A 16,436-nucleotide genomic window follows, 5' to 3' on the forward strand; every position below is an offset into this window, starting at 1 on the left:
CAGCGTATGAGCAGCCTCTGGCCTGTGCTTTTCGGCGACGGCACAGATCACTCGATCGGGCAGCATGATCACCCGTTGTCGGTCCGGCGGGCCCCGCGGTGGAGTCGCTATACCCCCTTGGGGTATAAATGCGCGGGGGTGCGGGTGGCCGCGCCCACGGGAAGGGCCGGGTCGAAGGACGGACATGAACACACCAGCGAAGCTCGCCGCCTACGGCGCGGCGCTCGCCCTGGTCGCGGGCGGCGCCTGGGGGGTGGGCGCCGCGGTCGGCCCCCTGCGCGCGGAGCCCGCCGCGAGCGGCCCCGCGGCGGGCCACGGGGACGACCACGCCGCCACGGGCAGCGCGGACGACGGGCACGGCGACGGGGCAGGCGACGGGCACAGCGACGCGCCGCCCGCCGGGCTGGCCTCGTCCGAGGGCGGCTACACCCTCGTGCCCGCGACCACGACGCTGCCCGCCGGGACCACCACGACCTTCGCCTTCCGGATCACCGGCCGGGACGGCGCCGCGGTGACCGGGTTCGACGTCGCGCACGACAAGCGGATGCACCTGGTCGTCGTGCGCCGCGACACCACGGGCTTCCAGCACGTGCACCCGGACATGGCCGCCGACGGCACGTGGTCGGTGCCGCTGACCCTGCCCGAGGCAGGCTCCTACCGGGTCTTCGCCGACTTCGCCCCCACCGGGGGCAGGCCCACCACGCTGGGCGCGGACATCTCCGTCCCCGGCCCGTTCGAGCCGAGGGCGCACCAGCCGTCGTGGACCGCCGAGGTCGACGGCTACCAGGTCCGGCTCACCGGGCGGCTGTCCGCGGGCCACGTGGCACCCGTCCGGCTGACCGTGGCCAAGGACGGCGGCCCGGTCACCGACCTGGAGCCCTACCTGGGCTCCTACGGGCACCTCGTGGTGCTGCGCGAGGGCGACCTGGGCTACCTGCACGTCCACCCAGGCCAGGGCGCGGCGGGCCCGGAGATCCCGTTCGGGGTGGAGGTGCCCACCGCGGGTACCTACCGGTTGTTCCTGGACTTCCAGCACGCGGGCGTGGTGCGCACCGCCGAGTTCACCGTGGAGGTCGGCCGTGACCACTGACAACGCCACCGAGGAGGCGCGCGGGAGCGCCGTCGGGGAGGTCGAGCTGGCGATCACCGGCATGACCTGCGCCTCGTGCGCGTCCCGGATCGAGCGCAAGCTCAACAAGCTGGACGGGGTCAGCGCCTCGGTGAACTACGCCACCGAGAAGGCCAGGGTGAGCTTCCCCGCCGACCTGGACCCCCAGCGGCTGGTGGAGGTGGTCGAGACCGCGGGCTACGGGGCGAGCCTGCCCGCCGCCGAGCCGGAGCGGGAGCCGGACCAGGAGGACCCGACGCGTCCGCTGCGGCAGCGGCTGGTCGTCTCCGCGGTGCTGTCGGTCCCCGTCGTCGCCATGGCGATGGTGCCCGCCCTGCAGTTCACCTACTGGCAGTGGATCTCGCTGACGCTGGCCGCGCCGGTGCTGGTGTGGGGCGCCTGGCCGTTCCACCGCGCGGCGTGGATCAACCTGCGGCACGGCGCGGCGACCATGGACACGCTGGTCTCCCTGGGCACGACCGCCGCGTTCCTGTGGTCGCTGTACGCCCTGCTGCTGGGCACGGCGGGCACGCCCGGCATGACCCACCCCTTCGAGCTGACCGTCCAGCGCACCGACGGCGCGGGCGCGATCTACCTGGAGGTGGCCGCCGGGGTCACCACGTTCATCCTGGCGGGCCGCTACTTCGAGGCCAGGGCCAAGCGGCGGGCGGGCGCCGCGCTGCGGGCGCTGCTGGAGCTGGGCGCCAAGGACGTGGCGGTGCTGCGCGAGGGCCGCGAGGTCCGCGTGCCGGTCGCGGAGCTGCGGGTGGGGGACCGGTTCGTGGTGCGGCCGGGGGAGAAGATCGCCACCGACGGGGTGGTCGAGGAGGGCAGCTCGGCGGTCGACGCAGGCCTGCTCACCGGCGAGTCCGTGCCGGTCGAGGTGGGCCCCGGCGACGCGGTGGTCGGCGCGACGGTCAACGCGGGCGGGCGGCTGGTGGTGCGCGCCACGCGGGTCGGCGCGGACACCCAGCTGGCGCGGATGGCCGAGCTGGTGGAGCGGGCGCAGAGCGGCAAGGCGGAGGTGCAGCGGCTGGCCGACCGGATCTCGGCGGTGTTCGTGCCGATCGTGATCGCGCTGGCCGTGGGCACGCTGGCGTTCTGGCTGGGCGCGGGCGCGGGCCCCTCGGCCGCGTTCACCGCCGCGGTCGCGGTGCTGATCATCGCCTGCCCGTGCGCGCTGGGGCTGGCCACGCCGACCGCGCTGCTGGTCGGCACCGGCCGCGGCGCGCAGCTGGGCGTGCTGGTCAAGGGCCCGGAGGTGCTGGAGTCGACCCGGCGGGTGGACACCGTGGTGCTGGACAAGACCGGCACCGTGACCACCGGCCGGATGAGCCTGGTGGCCGTGCGCCCCGCGGCGGGCGAGGACGAGGACGAGGTGCTGCGGCTGGTCGGCGCGCTGGAGCACGCCTCCGAGCACCCGGTCGCCCAGGCGATCGCGGAGGGCGCGGCCACGCGGGTCGGCGAGCTGCCCCCCGTCGAGGAGTTCGCCAACGCCGAGGGGCTGGGCGTGCGCGGCGTGGTCGAGGGACGCGCGCTCGTCGTCGGGCGCGAGAAGCTGCTGGCCGAGTGGGGCGTTCACCCGACCGAGGAGCTGGCCGGGGAGCTGCGCCGGGCGCGGGAGCAGGGCCGCACGGCGGTGCTGGCCGCCTGGGACGGCCGGGCCCGCGCGGTGCTGGTGGTGGCCGACACCGTCAAGCCGACCTCGGCGCGGGCGGTGCGCGAGCTGCGCGCCCTCGGCCTGGAGCCGGTGCTGCTGACCGGCGACAACGAGGCCGCGGCGCGGGCGGTCGCGGCGGAGGTCGGCGTCGACGAGGTGATCGCCGAGGTGCTGCCGCAGGACAAGGTGGACGTGGTCGCGCGGCTGCAGCGGCGGGGCCGGGTCGTCGCGGTGGTCGGCGACGGGGTCAACGACGCCGCCGCGCTGGCCAAGGCCGACCTGGGGTTGGCCATGGGCACCGGGACCGACGTGGCGATCGAGGCGGCGGACCTGACCCTGGTGCGCGGCGACCTGCGCGCCGCGGTGGACGCGATCCGGCTGTCCCGGCGCACCCTGGCCACCATCAAGGGCAACCTGTTCTGGGCGTTCGCCTACAACGTCGCCGGGCTGCCGCTGGCCGCCGCCGGCCTGCTCAACCCGATGATCGCGGGCGGGGCGATGGCCCTGTCGTCGGTGTTCGTGGTCACCAACAGCCTGCGGCTGCGCGGCTTCCGCGGCACCGCGGACCGCACCGGGTGAGGGCGCTGCGGCTCGGCGCGCTGGTGCTGGTGGTGGCGGCGCTGGCGGTGGCCGTCCTCACCGGGGTGACGCCGGACGTGGCGCGGCTGCGCGACTGGGCCGCGGCCGCGGGCCCCGCCGCGCCGCTGGCGTTCGCCGTGGTGTGCGCGGCGGGATCGGTGGCCCTGGTGCCCAAGCCGGTGCTCAGCGTCGCGGGCGGGGTGGCCTTCGGGCCGGTGCTCGGCGCGGTCGTGGTGGTCGCCGGGGTGACCGCCGGGGCCGTGGCCAGCTTCGCGGTGGCACGCGCGCTGGGCAGGGACGCGGTGCGCGACAGGCTGCGGCGGGGGCGGTTCGCGGCGGTGGACGCGGCGCTGGAGCGGCGCGGGGTGTGGGCGGTGATCGGCTTGCGGCTGCTGCCGGTGGTGCCGTTCGGGGCGGTCAACTACGCGGCCGGGTTGAGCGGGCTGCGCGTGGGCGCGTTCGCGCTGGGCACGGCGGTGGGCGTGGTGCCTGCCACGCTGGTCTACACGACCACCGGCTCCTCGCTGGGCTCGATGTCGCCCGCCGGGTGGGCGCTGGCGGGCGCGGCGGTGGCGCTGCCCGCCCTGGTCGGCTTCGCCGTCGCCCGCCGCGCGCGCTGACCCCGCTCGCCCGGTGGAGGCGGTGATTCGCTCGGCCGAGCGCTTCCCCGATCACCGCCTCCCCGGTCGCCGCCCCCCGGCCGCGGCGTCAGCCCGGCCAGGAGTTGGGCGTGCAGACCCGGCCGTCCCTGGGCACCACGACCCCCTGCGGCAGCGCCGCCGTGATGTCGGCCAGCTCGTCGTTGCCCGTGCTGAACGTCTGCTGCATCATCAGCGGCGCGGGCGCGCCGTCCTCGGGGCACACCTCGTGCCCGAGACCCAGGTAGTGGCCCACCTCGTGGTTGACCGCGTAGGCGCGGTAGCCGCTCAGGTCGTCGCCGAAGCTGTGCGCGCCGCGGAACCAGCGCGCCGCGCTGAGGTAGACGCCGCCGTCGACGTGGCACGAGGTGTCGTAGGGCAGGTCGAAGCCGCACACCGAGCGCGCGGTCCACTGGGACGCCAGCCTGATCCGCAGGTCCGGTTCCCCGGTCTCGGCGGACCGCAGCGCGACCCGGCCGGTGCTCGCCCAGCCGCGCGGGTGGAGCAGCACCCGGTGCACGACGGCGGCGAAGGAGTCGTCGCCGTGCGGCAGGTCGACGCCGTCCTCCACCTCCACGGCGAAGGTGCGCACCGGCCCTGCGCCCCAGGTGCCGTGCGGCCCCGGCGCCCGGTGCCAGGTGCCGTGGCCGCGTTCCGGGAACGGCACGCCGGCGGGCAGTTCCGGTCCGGTTCCCCCGACCGGGTGGGCCGGGCCCGCCGCGGCCGCCTGCGGCGCGGGCCCAGCGGGCGTCGGCGCGGGGGGCGGCCGGTCGCGGACCTCCAGCACCACCACCGCAGTCAGCACCACGCACACCGCGAACAGGACCGGCAGGCGCGGCACCCGCCGCCCGCCCCCGGCCGGTCGGGCGGGCAGCTCGCCGGAGAACCCCGCGGGCCAGTCCGGACCGCTCACGTGGTCTCCCCGACCACACCCATCCGGTGGTGCCCGGAGGCCGCCTCGCCCAGCGCGGTCAGCCTGCGCATCGGGCCGGAGATCACCGACTCCCTGGGCGCGGGCACGTCCAGCGGCGTCTCGATCTCCGCGCACCACCGGTCCAGCAGCTCCTGCCGCTGCACCAGGTCCGCCACCAGGCTGCGCGACTCCACCACCGCGGCCTGCACGATCTCCTGCGCGCGCCGGGTCGCCTCGGCCAGCCTGCGCTGGGTCTCCTGCTCGGTCTCGTCCAGCAGCACGGCCTGCCGCGCGGCGACCTCCTCGGCCTGCCGGAGCATCTCCTCGCTGCGCCTGCGCGCCGAGGTCTCCACCGCTTCGGCCTTCTGCTTGGCCACGTGCATCAGGTAGCGGATGCAGCCGGAGACGGTGTTCTCCCTGGAGTAGCCGGCGTGCAGCACCCGGTACTCGCCCAGCTCCGAGCGGGTCGCCTCGAGCTGCCGGGTGAGGTCGTCGACCATCGCCACCGCGGCGTCCCGATCCGTCCTGAGCACCTCCAGCTCCTGCACCAACCGCGCCAGCTCCTCGTCCACCTCGCGCTTGTGGTAGCCGCGCCACTGGAGGCGGAAGGACATGTCGGAGTAGCTCAAGAATTCGTCGATACCCATGTCTGCTGCCCTTCTCTGCCCCTGCCGAGCGCCAGAGCGGTCGTGCTGACCGGTGTACCCGTCGACACCCCTCACGAGACGGTTTTCGGACCAGGAGCGCCCGTTCTGGTGAGCGATCACCCGTCTCAGCGACGAGTGGTACTCCACCGTGGTGAGCTCGAAGATCCCTTCCACCCCTCGGCGGCAGGCGGCCCGCTGTCCACGGTGAACCGGCGCTCCGCCAGGCCGCCCGGCAGCAGCGGCACGCGGCTGGGCACGCGCACCAGCAGGCGGTGCCTGCCCTCGGACAACTCCAAGCCCCGGAAGGAGATCCGGCCGTCCACCCGCGCGGGCCGGACCGGCATCCCGTCCAGCAGCACGACGGCCTCGTCCAGCAGCGCGGGATCGCCGGTGGACACCTGGACGCGGCCGAAGTCCGCCGCCGTGAGCACCGTCCCGTCACCGAGCCCGTGCACGGTCAGGACCGTCCACCGCGCGTGCGCCGCCAGCGCCGCCGTCGCGCTCGCCGCCAGCAGGAGCACGAGCGCGGCCGCGGTGCGGACCCGCCTGGTGTTGCGCGTCATCAGGCCCCCCCGGATCTGTGCGGAGTCTGGGAGGCGTTCATACCCCGTGCCGGGGGCGGGAACCGAGAAGTCGCCCGAAGGTGTTAGCCGGCGCGAGGTCCGGCGGTTTCCGGCGTAATGTGCCGGGATGCTGAGGAAAGCGATCCGATCACGCCTGCCGCTTCGCTCCACAGTGGACCGCGCTGTGCGCGGGCGAAGCGGTCGACTCAGCCGTTGGCCAGCGCGACCAGGCGGTCCCAGCCGCCGTTGAACTTGTTCTGGTCGATCGGCGAGGAGGTGAACTGCCAGATGGTGTGGAACGACCAGCGGTGCGGCAGGGGACCGACGACCGTCGCGTACCGGGCGACCCACAGCGGGTTGGTGCCGCTGAAGTCGCCCGCGCGGCCGGTGCAGTGGTCCCACCACTGGGTCGAGGTGTAGATGACCGGCCATCGGCCGGTGCGCGCGTGGTAGGTGTCGCTGAAGGCGCGGATCCAGGCGACCATCGCGTGTGCGGAGAGCCCGTAGCAGGTGTCCACGCCGTACGGGTTGTACTCGACGTCCAGCACACCGGGCAGCGTCCTGCCGTCGCGCGACCAGCCGCCTCCGTTGTCGGCGAAGAAGTTCGCCTGGGTGGCGCCGTCGGAGCGGTCGGGCAGGGCGAAGTGGTAGGCGCCGCGCACCATGCCGACCTGGTAGGCCCCGTCGTACTGCCGGGCGAACTCGCCGTTGCGGTAGCCGGTGCCCTCGGTGGCCTTGACGTAGGCGAAGCGCTTGCCCCGCTGCCACCACCCCGGCCAGTCCACGACGCCCTGGTGGCTGCTGACGTCGATGCCGTCCACGGTGGGCACGTCGGCGTGGACCCGCGCCGGGTTCACCGGCTCCGCGCCCTCGTGCTTGGCGATCTGCGAACCAGCGTAGTGGTCGTCGGAGCCCTCCGGCGGTGGCTGCGCCGCGGCGGGCACGTGCCAGGCGGCCAGGCACCCCAGCACGAGTGCTGCGGCGGTGGTGCGAGCGGATCGCGGATGAGTTCCGGGTCGCGCGAGCATGGATTCCTCCCCGAACGTGTGGAACACCGGGCTCCGGGTCCACCCCTGGCGTTTTCACCCTGCGGGGTCGGAGTGCGGCGAAGGACCTGGGAATCGGCTACCACCGCCATCAGGTGGGCAAAACGACGAGGTCATTTCTTACCCGAGTGGGTGATGGGGTGATTTTTGGCGATACATCGGGTGCCCGCCGGGGCCGCTCCGGCGCGCCCCGCGCCCTCGTCGGGGGAATCGGTGGGCATGGCGTGGCCTGACCGGGGCACTCCGGTGGTGGGACATCCCACGGAAGGCGAGAGCCATGGACACCGTCGCAGTCGATTGGGAGCCGTTCATCGAGTCGTTGCACGAGGCCGCGGCCATCTGGGACACCGCGCTGGCCTGCCGGGCGCGACAGCCGGAGTTGGACGAGGAGGCGGCGCGGGCGGTGGGGGAGCGGCCCCCCGCGGTGGTGCCGGTCACCGCCGCCGACGCGGAACGCCTGATGACGGCGGTGGCCGTGCTCGCCCGCAGGCTCAGCCTGGCCGCCGAGTGCGTCGTCTACGTCACCGCGCGGCCCCGCCTGGACCTGGTCGACGAGGACACCGCCGGGGAGATCGACGCCCTCTCGCTGACCGCCCTGCACGCCCAGGCCATGCGGCACGCCGCCGATCTGGCCAGGGCCGCGTCCGAGGTGAGCATGACCGTCGGTGAGCATTTCGCCGGGCGTTACCCGCAAGGGCGTAGCAAAGGCGCTTAAACGCACTCGCGCGATTTTCCGTACCATCCGGTGAACCGCCCCGCGCGGCCCGCTGGGGTGCGTCGCGACGTCGTACCGTTCCCCTCATGCAAATCGGGGATTGCATGGCGAAACTGCTCGGTCTCTGCCTGGTCGCCGGAATGCTGGTGGCCGGCCTGCTGTTCCCCGTCGTGGGCGCGGTCGGCCTGGTCTCCAACCGGATGAGCGACCAGGTCAAGGACATCGCGCGGATGCTGCTGGAGTCCGACCCGCCGCTGATGACCACCATCACCGACCAGGACGGGCAGCCGATCGCCTACCTGTACGACCAGTACCGCGTGCTCACCCCGCCCGACCGGATCGCGCAGACCATGAAGGACGCGTTGACCTCGGTCGAGGACCGCAGGTTCTACGAGCACCACGGCGTCGACTGGCTGGCCACCGCCAGGGCCGCGCTGACCAACCAGGCGGCGGGCACCGTCGCGCAGGGCGCCTCCACGCTGACCCAGCAGTACGTCAAGAACTACCTGGTGCACGTCGTGGCGCGCGAGGACAAGGACGGCCAGCGGCGGGCACAGGAGCAGACCGCCGCCCGCAAGCTGCGCGAGGCGCGCATCGCCATGCACGTGGAGACCCAGCTGGACAAGGACGAGATCCTGGCGCGCTACCTCGACATCGTCCCGTTCGGCTCGACCGTCTACGGCATCGCCGCCGCCGCGCAGGCCTACTTCGCGACCACACCGGACAAGCTGACCGTGCCGCAGGCCGCGCTGCTGGCGGGCATGGTCAACAGCCCGACGTTCCTGGACCCCGAGGCCCGCCCGGACAAGGCCGCGGAGCGCCGCAACACGGTCATCGACCTGATGGTGCAGAACGGGAAGCTGCCCGCGGACAAGGGCGAGGAGCACAAGCGCGAACCGCTGGGACTGAGCACCCCGGTGCGCCCGCTGCCCACCGGCTGCGTCGGCGCGGGCCCCGAGCACGGGTTCTTCTGCTCCTACGTGGTCAACTACCTGACGGCCAACGGGTTCGCCTTGGAGCAGCTGAAGGTCGGCGGCTACACGATCCGGACCACCTTGGACCGCGCCGTCACCCAGCACGCCAAGCGGGCCGCCGAGGCGCAGGTGCCCAAGGAGACCGCGGGCGTGGCCAACACCATGGCCGTGGTGCGGCCGGGCAGGCAGCGCCGTGAGGTGGTGGCGTTGGTCGCCAACCGGGACTACGGCTTGCGGACCGAGCGGTTCCAGACCCAGTTCGACCTGCCGAGCGCGGTGGAGAACAAGTTCGGCGCGGGGTCGGTCTACAAGGTGTTCACCGCGGCGGCGGCGCTGGAGAAGGGGCTGGGCATCGAGAGCGTCATCGACACGCCCACCAGCTACACCTCCAGGGTGTTCCGGGGCGGTGCGCCGAACTGCCCGGCCACCGGCGAGCCCGACACCCACTGGTACTGCCTGAACAACCACAACGACCGCTACCCGCCGCGGATGACGCTCAAGCAGGCGCTGGCGACCTCGCCCAACACCGGCTTCGTCATCCTGGAGGAGAAAGCGGGCCTGGACGCGGTGGTGGACATGGCCTTCCGGCTGGGGATGCGCCAGACGCTGGCCACCAACATCGCGGGCACGCCGCCGGACCGCAACTCGCCGCGCAAGGAGTTGCGCGTGTCCCAGGCGGAGTACTACAAGAAGGGCGGCAACGCCTCGTTCACCCTCGGCCCGGCCCCGTCGAGCACCCTGGAGCTGGCCAACGTCGCGGCGACGCTGATCAGCGGCGGCACGTGGTGCGAGCCGACGCCGATCCGCGAGGTGCTCGACCGGCACGGCAAGCGGGTCGAGATCGACGAACCCGCCTGCGAGCAGGCGGTGGCCGAGCCGCTGGCCAACGCGATGGCGGTGGGCATGAGCGAGGACGACCAGGGCATGGGCACCGCGGCCGCGGCGGCCAGGCAGTTCAACTGGACGCGGCCCGCGCTGGGCAAGACCGGCACCACCGAGGAGTACAAGTCCGCGGCGTTCCTGGGCGCGACCCCGGACTACGCGGGGGCGGTGCAGGTGTTCAACGACAGCACCTCGCCGCGCGGCATCTGCGTCGGCGGTCCCACGCCGGTGCTGTGCGACGAGGGCAACATCTACGGCGGCATCCAACCCGCGCGCACCTGGTTCGACACCATGTCCAAGGCGCACGAGGGCCTGCCGGAGAAACCGCTGCCGCCGGTGGAGCCGCGCTACCTCAAGGGCGCGGACAGCAGCGGCGGCGAAGCGGCCACCGCGCCGACGACTACCACCGCGCCGACGACCACCGCGCCGACGACCACCACGCCGACGACCACCACGACGGCACCGAGGACCCCCACCGCACCCCGGCCGACCTCCACGACGCCCCGGTCGGACAACGCGACCAGCAGCGTGCCCAACGTGGTCGGCCAGCGGGTCGACCAAGCCGTGGCCGCCCTGCGCGCGGCGGGCTACGAGGTGGTCGTGCAACGGGTCGAGTCACCGCAGGAGCCGGGCACCGTGATCGGCCAGTCCGCCATCGGCTCGGCCCTGCTCGGCATCCCCGTCACCCTCTCGGTCAGCACCTGACCCGTTCCTCACGCGCGGTCAGCGGCCTCCTCGCCGTCGAGCAGCTCGTGCTCGCGCACGGCGTCCAGCGCCAGGGTCTTGTACCCGACCTCCTCGAACAGCACGGTGATCCGGTCCTCCTCCACCGACATGACCACGCCCGGCCCCCACTCGGCGTGCCGCACCCGGCTCTCCACCGGGTAGTCCCCGTCGCCCGCGCGGCGCGGCTGCGCGGTTCCCGCGTCGCACGTGTCGCAGTTCCCGCACGGCTGGTCCAGCTGCTCCCCGAAGTAGCCCAGCAGCTGCTGGCGCCTGCACCCGGTGGTCTCCGCGTACGCCCGCACCATGTGGATGCGCGACCGGATCAGCTCCTGGTGCGCCTCCGCGATCCGCACCGCCCGCTCCACCGCCCGCTCCGGGGCCAGCTGCGGATCGGCGTAGACCAGCGAGCCGTCCGCGGTGGTCGTCACCGCGCCCGCCTGCTCCAGCAGGTTCACCGCCCTGGTGCGCTGCGCGGGTGAGACCGCCACCTCGTCCTTGAGCCCGCGCGGACGCACCGGCGCGCGTCGCGCCAGCAGCGCCCGCGCCACCTGCGACAGCGCCTCCACCGGCGCCCTGGTCGCGGTGAGGAACTTCTGCAGGTGCAGGTCCTCGGGTCGGTAGAACAGCCGGATCGTCGCGGGTTCGCCGTCCCGCCCGGCCCGGCCGACCTGCTGGTAGTAGGAGTCCAGCGACTCGGGCACCGAGGTGTGCACGACGAACCGCACGTCCGGCTTGTCGATGCCCATGCCGAACGCCGAGGTGGCCACCACCACGTCCAGCTCGTCGGCGAGGAAGCGCTGGTGCACCCGCTCGCGGTCGGCCGCCCGCATGCCCGCGTGGTAGGCCGCCGCCCGCACGCCCGCCTCGGTCAGCTCCCCGGCGTAGAACTCGGTGTCCTTGCGGCTGGCGGTGTAGACCAGACCGCGCCGCACCGCCGGGTCCGACGCCAGCTCCACGACGGTGGCGGTGGCGCTGCCGCGCTTCTGCGGGTCGTCCACGCATCGCTCCACCGAAAGGTGCAGGTTGGGTCGGTCGAAGCTGGCCACCACCTCCCGGTGGTCGCGCATCCCCAGCCGGGTGACGATGTCCTCGCGCACGGGCGGCGCGGCGGTCGCGGTGAGCGCGATCACCCTGGGGCGGCCCAGCCGGTCCAGCACCTGCCCCAGGCGCATGTAGTCCGGCCGGAAGTCGTGCCCCCAAGCCGAGACGCAGTGCGCTTCGTCCACTACGAACAGCGACACGCCGAGTTCGGCCAGCCCGGCGACCAGGTCGTCCTTGGCCAGTTGCTCAGGGGAGAGGAAGACGTACTCGGCGTGACCGTCGCGCACGGCGTCCCAGGCCCGCTCGCGCTCCGCGCCGCGCTGGGCGGAGTTCAACGCCACGGCCTGCGGGGCGCGGCTGTCCCCGATGCCCCCGATCTGGTCGTGCTGCAGCGCGATCAGCGGCGACACCACCAGCGTCGGGCCCTCCAGCAGCAGCGCGGGCACCTGGTAGATCGCGGACTTGCCCGCGCCGGTCGGCAGCACGGCCAGCACGTCGTGGCCTGCCATCACCTGCTCCATGGCCGCCAGCTGGTCCTCGCGCAGCCGCGCCCAGCCGAACTTGTCCGCGGCCAACCGCCGCAGTCGCGCACCGTGCTCCGTCGTCACCGCTGGGGCATACCACCGTGAGTAAATCGGAAACGGCGGTGTGCGTCACCGAGAGTGTGGGAATTCCACCCAAGTCGGTGTCGTTGGAACACGTGCCGCCCCGATCGGGGCGGCGGGCGAGGTAGCCGAGGGCGGACAGCGCCCCATCCCACCCCCTGTGTTCCCCAGGACCGCACCGCGCGGACGAGCGCGCGTGCCCACCGCAGACAAGGAGACGGTCATGTCGGTTTCGACGCGCACCCCCCGCACCGCACGTCGCCGGGAGTGGTCGCCGGACGCGGATCTGGTGGGCCACTACCTCAGCGAGGTCGGCACCACCCCGCTGCTGACCGCCGAGCAGGAGGTCGACCTGTCCCGCCGCATCGAAGCGGGCGTCTACGCCGCGGAGCTGCTGCGCCGCGCCGAAGCCGGGGAGAGCCCACCGCTGGAGACCGAGCGCCGCCGCGCGCTGCGCGCCGTGGCCCACGACGGCCGCGTGGCCAAGGACCACATGATCCGGGCCAACCTGCGCCTGGTCGTGTCGGTGGCCAAGAAGCACGCCTTCCGCGGGCTGCCGCTGGGCGATGTGATCCAGGAGGGGAACCTGGGCCTGATCCGCGCGGTGGAGAAGTTCGACTACGCCAAGGGCTACAAGTTCTCCACCTACGCGACGTGGTGGATCCGCCAGGCCATCGAGCGCGGCCTGGCCGAGCAGACCCGCACCGTGCGGCTGCCCGTGCACGTGGTCGAGGAGCTGTCCAAGCTGGGCAAGATCGAGCGCAAGCTGCGCGCCGAGCTGGACCGCGAGCCCACCGTGGAGGAGGTGTCGCAGGTCTCGGGCACCTCGGTGGCCAGGATCATCGAGCTGCGCGACGCCAGCCGCGCGACGCTGAGCCTGGAGACCCCGGTCGGCGACGACGGCAGCACCTCGGTGGCCGACCTCATCGAGGACACCACCGCTGAGCAGGCCTACGACGCGGTCGAGCAGCAGGCGGTCGCCGCCGAGCTGCGCGCGCTGATCCGCACGCTGCCCGACCGGCAGGCCCGCATCATGTCCCAGCGCTACGGCCTGGCCGACGGACGCGCCCGCACCCTGCAGGAGGTGGCCGAGGAACTGGGGCTGACCCGCGAGCGCATCCGCCAGCTGGAGAAGGAGTCGCTGCGCCTGCTGCGCGACCCCGCCCGCCACGAGGCCCTGCTGGCCTGGGCAGGCTAGAACAGTCGCGAACTGAGCGTTCGGACACCGCGAACTGAGCCTCGGGGCACCGCGAACACCAGGTTCGCGGTGCCCCGAGGTGGTGCTGGGGTGCTCAGGTCAGGGGCTTGCCGCCGGTGACGCCCAGGGTCTCGCCGGTGATGTAGCTGGACTCCTGGGAGGCGAAGAACACGTAGGGCGGCGCCAGCTCCGCGGGCTGCGCCGCCCGCCCCAGGGGCGTGTCGCCGCCGAAGGAGTCGACCTTCTCGGCGGGCATGGTGGCCGGGATCAGCGGCGTCCACACCGGGCCGGGCGCCACCGAGTTCACCCGGATGCCCTTCTCCGCCAGGTCCTGGGCCAGCGCCTTGGTGAAGTTGACGATGGCGCCCTTGCTGGCGGCGTAGTCCAGCAGCTGGGGGGAGGGCTGGAACGCCTGGATCGACGAGGTGTTGATGATGGTCGCGCCCGGCCGCATGTGCGCGACCGCGGCCTTGGACAGCCAGAACATCGCGTACAGGTTGGTCTTGAACACCCGGTCGAACTGCTCGCTGGAGATGCCGAGCAGGCCCTCGTCCTGCGACATCTGGTAGGCGGCGTTGTTGACCAGCACGTCGATGCGGCCGAACTCCTCCACCGCCTTGTCCACCAGCTCCCGGCACGCCTGCTCGGTGCGCAGGTCACCGGGCACCAGCACGGCCTGGCGGCCCGCGTCGCGGACGTGCGCGGCGGTCTCCTCCGCGTCCTGCTGCTCCTCGGGCAGGTAGGACAGCACCACGTCGGCACCCTCCCTGGCGAAGGCGATCGCCACGGCCCGGCCGATGCCCGAGTCACCGCCGGTGATGACGGCCTTGCGGTCGGTCAGCCGGTCGGCGCCCCGGTAGGTCTTCTCCCCGTGGTCGGGCTCGGGGGTCATCGCCTCGTCGGTGCCGGGGTGCTCCTGCTGCTGGCCGCGCTGCTGGTCCGGCGTCGGGTACTGGGTCCGGGGGTCCTGCAACGTGTACTGGTCCATCACCACTCCTCGTAGCTGGGGTGTCGTCGCAGGTGTTCCCCCTCCTCGACCGGTCAACCACCTCCCCGCGCCTGCAAGTACCACCCGCACGGCGTTCCCGAGCGCGTGACTACTACCCGCCCCTGCCTGGGGGCGGGTAGTAGTCAACGGCCCCTGGGGAGGGGGCGGGTGGTACTTGCAGGCGCGGTCAGGGGGTGGGGTCCCAGCGCCACACCAGGGGCGGCCTGCCGCCCTTGGGCAGCGCGGCCGCGTGCCGGGCGGTGCGCTTGAGCCCCGGCACCCGGTCCATGGTGCGCCCCAGGTTCGCCGGGTACGGCCGGTCGCCGGTCAGCGCCTCGGTCACGTCCAGCGCCTGCGCCGTGGTGAACTCCGGCCCCAGCAGACCCGCGGTGAACGCCGGGTCGCGCCACAGCCGGTCGCGCAGCAGCGGGCGGCAGTCGGCCACGATGCGGCTGTGGTCGAACGCCAGCGGCGGCACCTGGTCCAGCGGCACCCACCGCGGGCCCTCGTGCCGCCCGGAGGCAACGGTCGCCCACAGCGCCACCGACAGCGTCGGCCCGCGCGGGTCGCGGGAGGGCTCGTCGAACGTGATCAGCTGGCCCACCGCCGTCACCGCGTCCCCGGCCACGCCCAGCTTGCCGGTGACCGCGCGCACGGCGGCGTCGCGCAGCCGCTCACCCCGCCCCAGCAGCACACCGGGCAGGGCCCGCGCACCGGCGAACGGGTCGTGCGCGCGGGTCGCGATGCCCAGCAGCACCACCCGTGCGTCCGGGTCGAAGCGCAGCGCGAGCACGTCCACCGACACCAGGCTCGACTCGACGCGCGGCGTGTCCATGCCGTGATTCTGGCGCACGGCACCGGATCAGCGTGGCACCGGATCAGCGCGGCACCGGCGTGCGCACCCGGTAGTCCGCGCGGTCGGGCCCGCTGCCGGTCACCACCACCGGGACGCCGGTCAGCTCCTCGAACCGGGCCAGCACCGCCTCGGGGTCGCGCGGCAGCGGCTCCAGCACCGGTGTGGCGCGGGCCACCAGGTCCGTTGACGGCTCGGACGGCAGATCGCGGCCCAGCCCCCGGTAGGCGGTGGCCACTCGCAAGCCTTCCGCCACGTGGTCAAGATGGGTGACGGCGAGCCCGTCGACGCCGCCGCACGCGGCCACCGCGTAGCGCAGCAGCACCGCGTCCAGGTGGCCCGCCCGCCAGCCGCCCTGGTAGCGCCCCTCGGCGTTGTGCCGCTCCGGGAACCGGCGCCGCGTGGCGGGGTCCTCGGTCGGCAGCGGACCCGCGCCGTGGCGGGTCTGATAGGTCCGGGTCACCCCGAGCACCCGTGCCCGGTGGCCCGCGGCGGCCAGCAGGCCGCGCGCGTTGTCGGGGGTGACGGTGGACCAGGTGGTGTGCGGGTGGAAGCCGCGCCACTGGTCCAGCAGCACCCCCTGGGCGCCTTCGAAGACCAGCGCGCCCCGCTCGGCCAGCGCACCCAGCTCCTCGCCGGACACCGTGCGCACCGCGTCGTGGAAGGCCCGGTAGAGCACCACCAGGTCCGCCACGGCGGGCGGGTCCGGCACCAGCGGCGCGTAGAACCGGGCCAGCGCGTCCAGGCCGCGCCGCAGCCGCACCGGGTCGGCGCAGTCGCCCACGGTCAGCGCGGGCCCCGGCGTGCCGGGCACCGGCTGGCCCTCCACCACGTCACCCGGTCCCGCGCCGCGTCGGGACACCAGCGAGTACCACACCGTCTCGCCGATGCCCTTGCCGCACGAGCCGTGCCGGTCCGCGCCCCTGGCGTCCTCGCGGGCCCGGTTGGCGGCCACGTGGATCGGGGTGGTGAGCAGGGCGTCGGCGTCGACCGACAGCAGCCGCAGCGGGTCGGGCACGCCCAGCGCGGCCAGTTCCCGCGCCTCGCTCGCCAGCGCGATCGGCTCGACCAGCACGTGCCGGGACAGCAGGGTCGGCACGCCCGCGAGCGTGCCCGACCCGAACTGGCTGAACGTGTGGTGCCGGTCGCCCACGACGACGTTGTGCGCGGCCTGCGCGCCGCCGTTGAAGCGCACGACCGCCTCGACCGGGCCGTCCTGGCACAGCGCGTCCACCACCGCGCCCTTGCCCTCGTCACCGAAGCCCAGCCCCACCACGACGACGTGCTCCCGCCGCGCCAC

The 16,436-nt window shown here is 73.9% G+C and carries 14 protein-coding genes; 6 read left to right on the forward strand and 8 right to left on the reverse strand.

Annotation, left to right across the window (positions count from 1 at the left end; translation table 11 throughout):
• Positions 1 to 184 precede the first annotated feature (184 nt).
• The 3 genes from IEZ00_RS29470 to IEZ00_RS29480 all read left to right on the forward strand — a co-directional run bounded on the left by IEZ00_RS29470 (position 185) and on the right by IEZ00_RS29480 (position 3,967).
• Complete coding sequence (locus tag IEZ00_RS29470) at positions 185 to 1,090, forward strand: DUF8832 domain-containing protein (protein ID WP_189226615.1); 906 nt, start codon at positions 185 to 187, stop codon at positions 1,088 to 1,090.
• 61 nt (positions 1,091 to 1,151) lie between these two features.
• The gene (locus IEZ00_RS29475; protein ID WP_189226670.1) at positions 1,152 to 3,347 is read left to right on the forward strand and encodes a heavy metal translocating P-type ATPase; all 2,196 of its coding nucleotides are present in this window, start codon (positions 1,152 to 1,154) and stop codon (positions 3,345 to 3,347) included.
• Positions 3,344 to 3,967 (forward strand): TVP38/TMEM64 family protein, encoded by a 624-nt coding sequence (locus IEZ00_RS29480; protein WP_189226616.1) that lies wholly within the window; start codon positions 3,344 to 3,346, stop codon positions 3,965 to 3,967. The genes IEZ00_RS29475 and IEZ00_RS29480 overlap by 4 nt, the downstream gene beginning before the upstream one ends.
• 88 nt (positions 3,968 to 4,055) lie before the next feature.
• Here IEZ00_RS29480 and IEZ00_RS29485 read toward each other — a convergent pair whose 3' ends face one another.
• From IEZ00_RS29485 to IEZ00_RS29500, 4 genes are all read right to left on the reverse strand, one after another.
• Positions 4,056 to 4,898, reverse strand: a complete 843-nt coding sequence (locus IEZ00_RS29485; RefSeq protein WP_229796208.1) for a DUF3152 domain-containing protein — start codon at positions 4,896 to 4,898, stop codon at positions 4,056 to 4,058.
• Positions 4,895 to 5,545 (reverse strand): DivIVA domain-containing protein, encoded by a 651-nt coding sequence (locus IEZ00_RS29490; protein ID WP_189226617.1) that lies wholly within the window; start codon positions 5,543 to 5,545, stop codon positions 4,895 to 4,897. The genes IEZ00_RS29485 and IEZ00_RS29490 overlap by 4 nt, the downstream gene beginning before the upstream one ends.
• Before the next feature lie 125 nt (positions 5,546 to 5,670).
• On the reverse strand, positions 5,671 to 6,108 hold the full coding sequence (locus IEZ00_RS29495) for a hypothetical protein (protein ID WP_189226618.1): 438 nt from the start codon (positions 6,106 to 6,108) through the stop codon (positions 5,671 to 5,673).
• Between the two features lie 206 nt (positions 6,109 to 6,314).
• Positions 6,315 to 7,136 (reverse strand): lysozyme, encoded by an 822-nt coding sequence (locus tag IEZ00_RS29500; protein ID WP_189226619.1) that lies wholly within the window; start codon positions 7,134 to 7,136, stop codon positions 6,315 to 6,317.
• Between the two features lie 295 nt (positions 7,137 to 7,431).
• Here IEZ00_RS29500 and IEZ00_RS29505 point away from each other — a divergent pair, with 295 nt between their 5' ends.
• On the forward strand, positions 7,432 to 7,869 hold the full coding sequence (locus IEZ00_RS29505; RefSeq protein WP_189226620.1) for a hypothetical protein: 438 nt from the start codon (positions 7,432 to 7,434) through the stop codon (positions 7,867 to 7,869).
• An 86-nt stretch (positions 7,870 to 7,955) separates the two neighbouring features.
• Positions 7,956 to 10,430 (forward strand): penicillin-binding protein, encoded by a 2,475-nt coding sequence (locus IEZ00_RS29510; RefSeq protein ID WP_189226621.1) that lies wholly within the window; start codon positions 7,956 to 7,958, stop codon positions 10,428 to 10,430.
• An 8-nt stretch (positions 10,431 to 10,438) separates the two neighbouring features.
• Here the strand turns inward: IEZ00_RS29510 and IEZ00_RS29515 are convergent, their stop codons facing one another.
• A complete protein-coding gene (locus IEZ00_RS29515) occupies positions 10,439 to 12,100 on the reverse strand; it encodes a RecQ family ATP-dependent DNA helicase (protein WP_189226622.1) in 1,662 nt (553 codons plus the stop codon).
• 220 nt (positions 12,101 to 12,320) lie between these two features.
• On the opposite strand from IEZ00_RS29515, the gene IEZ00_RS29520 reads away from it, so the two are divergent.
• Positions 12,321 to 13,295, forward strand: coding sequence for a sigma-70 family RNA polymerase sigma factor (locus IEZ00_RS29520; RefSeq protein WP_189226623.1), 975 nt, complete (start codon positions 12,321 to 12,323; stop codon positions 13,293 to 13,295).
• A 94-nt stretch (positions 13,296 to 13,389) separates the two neighbouring features.
• Here IEZ00_RS29520 and IEZ00_RS29525 read toward each other — a convergent pair whose 3' ends face one another.
• From IEZ00_RS29525 to IEZ00_RS29535, 3 genes are all read right to left on the reverse strand, one after another.
• The gene (locus tag IEZ00_RS29525) at positions 13,390 to 14,283 is read right to left on the reverse strand and encodes an SDR family oxidoreductase (RefSeq protein WP_189226624.1); all 894 of its coding nucleotides are present in this window, start codon (positions 14,281 to 14,283) and stop codon (positions 13,390 to 13,392) included.
• Positions 14,284 to 14,470: 187 nt separating this feature from the next.
• The gene (locus IEZ00_RS29530; RefSeq protein ID WP_189226625.1) at positions 14,471 to 15,118 is read right to left on the reverse strand and encodes an NUDIX hydrolase; all 648 of its coding nucleotides are present in this window, start codon (positions 15,116 to 15,118) and stop codon (positions 14,471 to 14,473) included.
• A 43-nt stretch (positions 15,119 to 15,161) separates the two neighbouring features.
• Complete coding sequence (locus IEZ00_RS29535; RefSeq protein ID WP_189226626.1) at positions 15,162 to 16,436, reverse strand: adenylosuccinate synthetase; 1,275 nt, start codon at positions 16,434 to 16,436, stop codon at positions 15,162 to 15,164.

The organism is Saccharothrix coeruleofusca, assembly GCF_014648515.1.
Taxonomy (GTDB): domain Bacteria; phylum Actinomycetota; class Actinomycetes; order Mycobacteriales; family Pseudonocardiaceae; genus Actinosynnema; species Actinosynnema coeruleofuscum.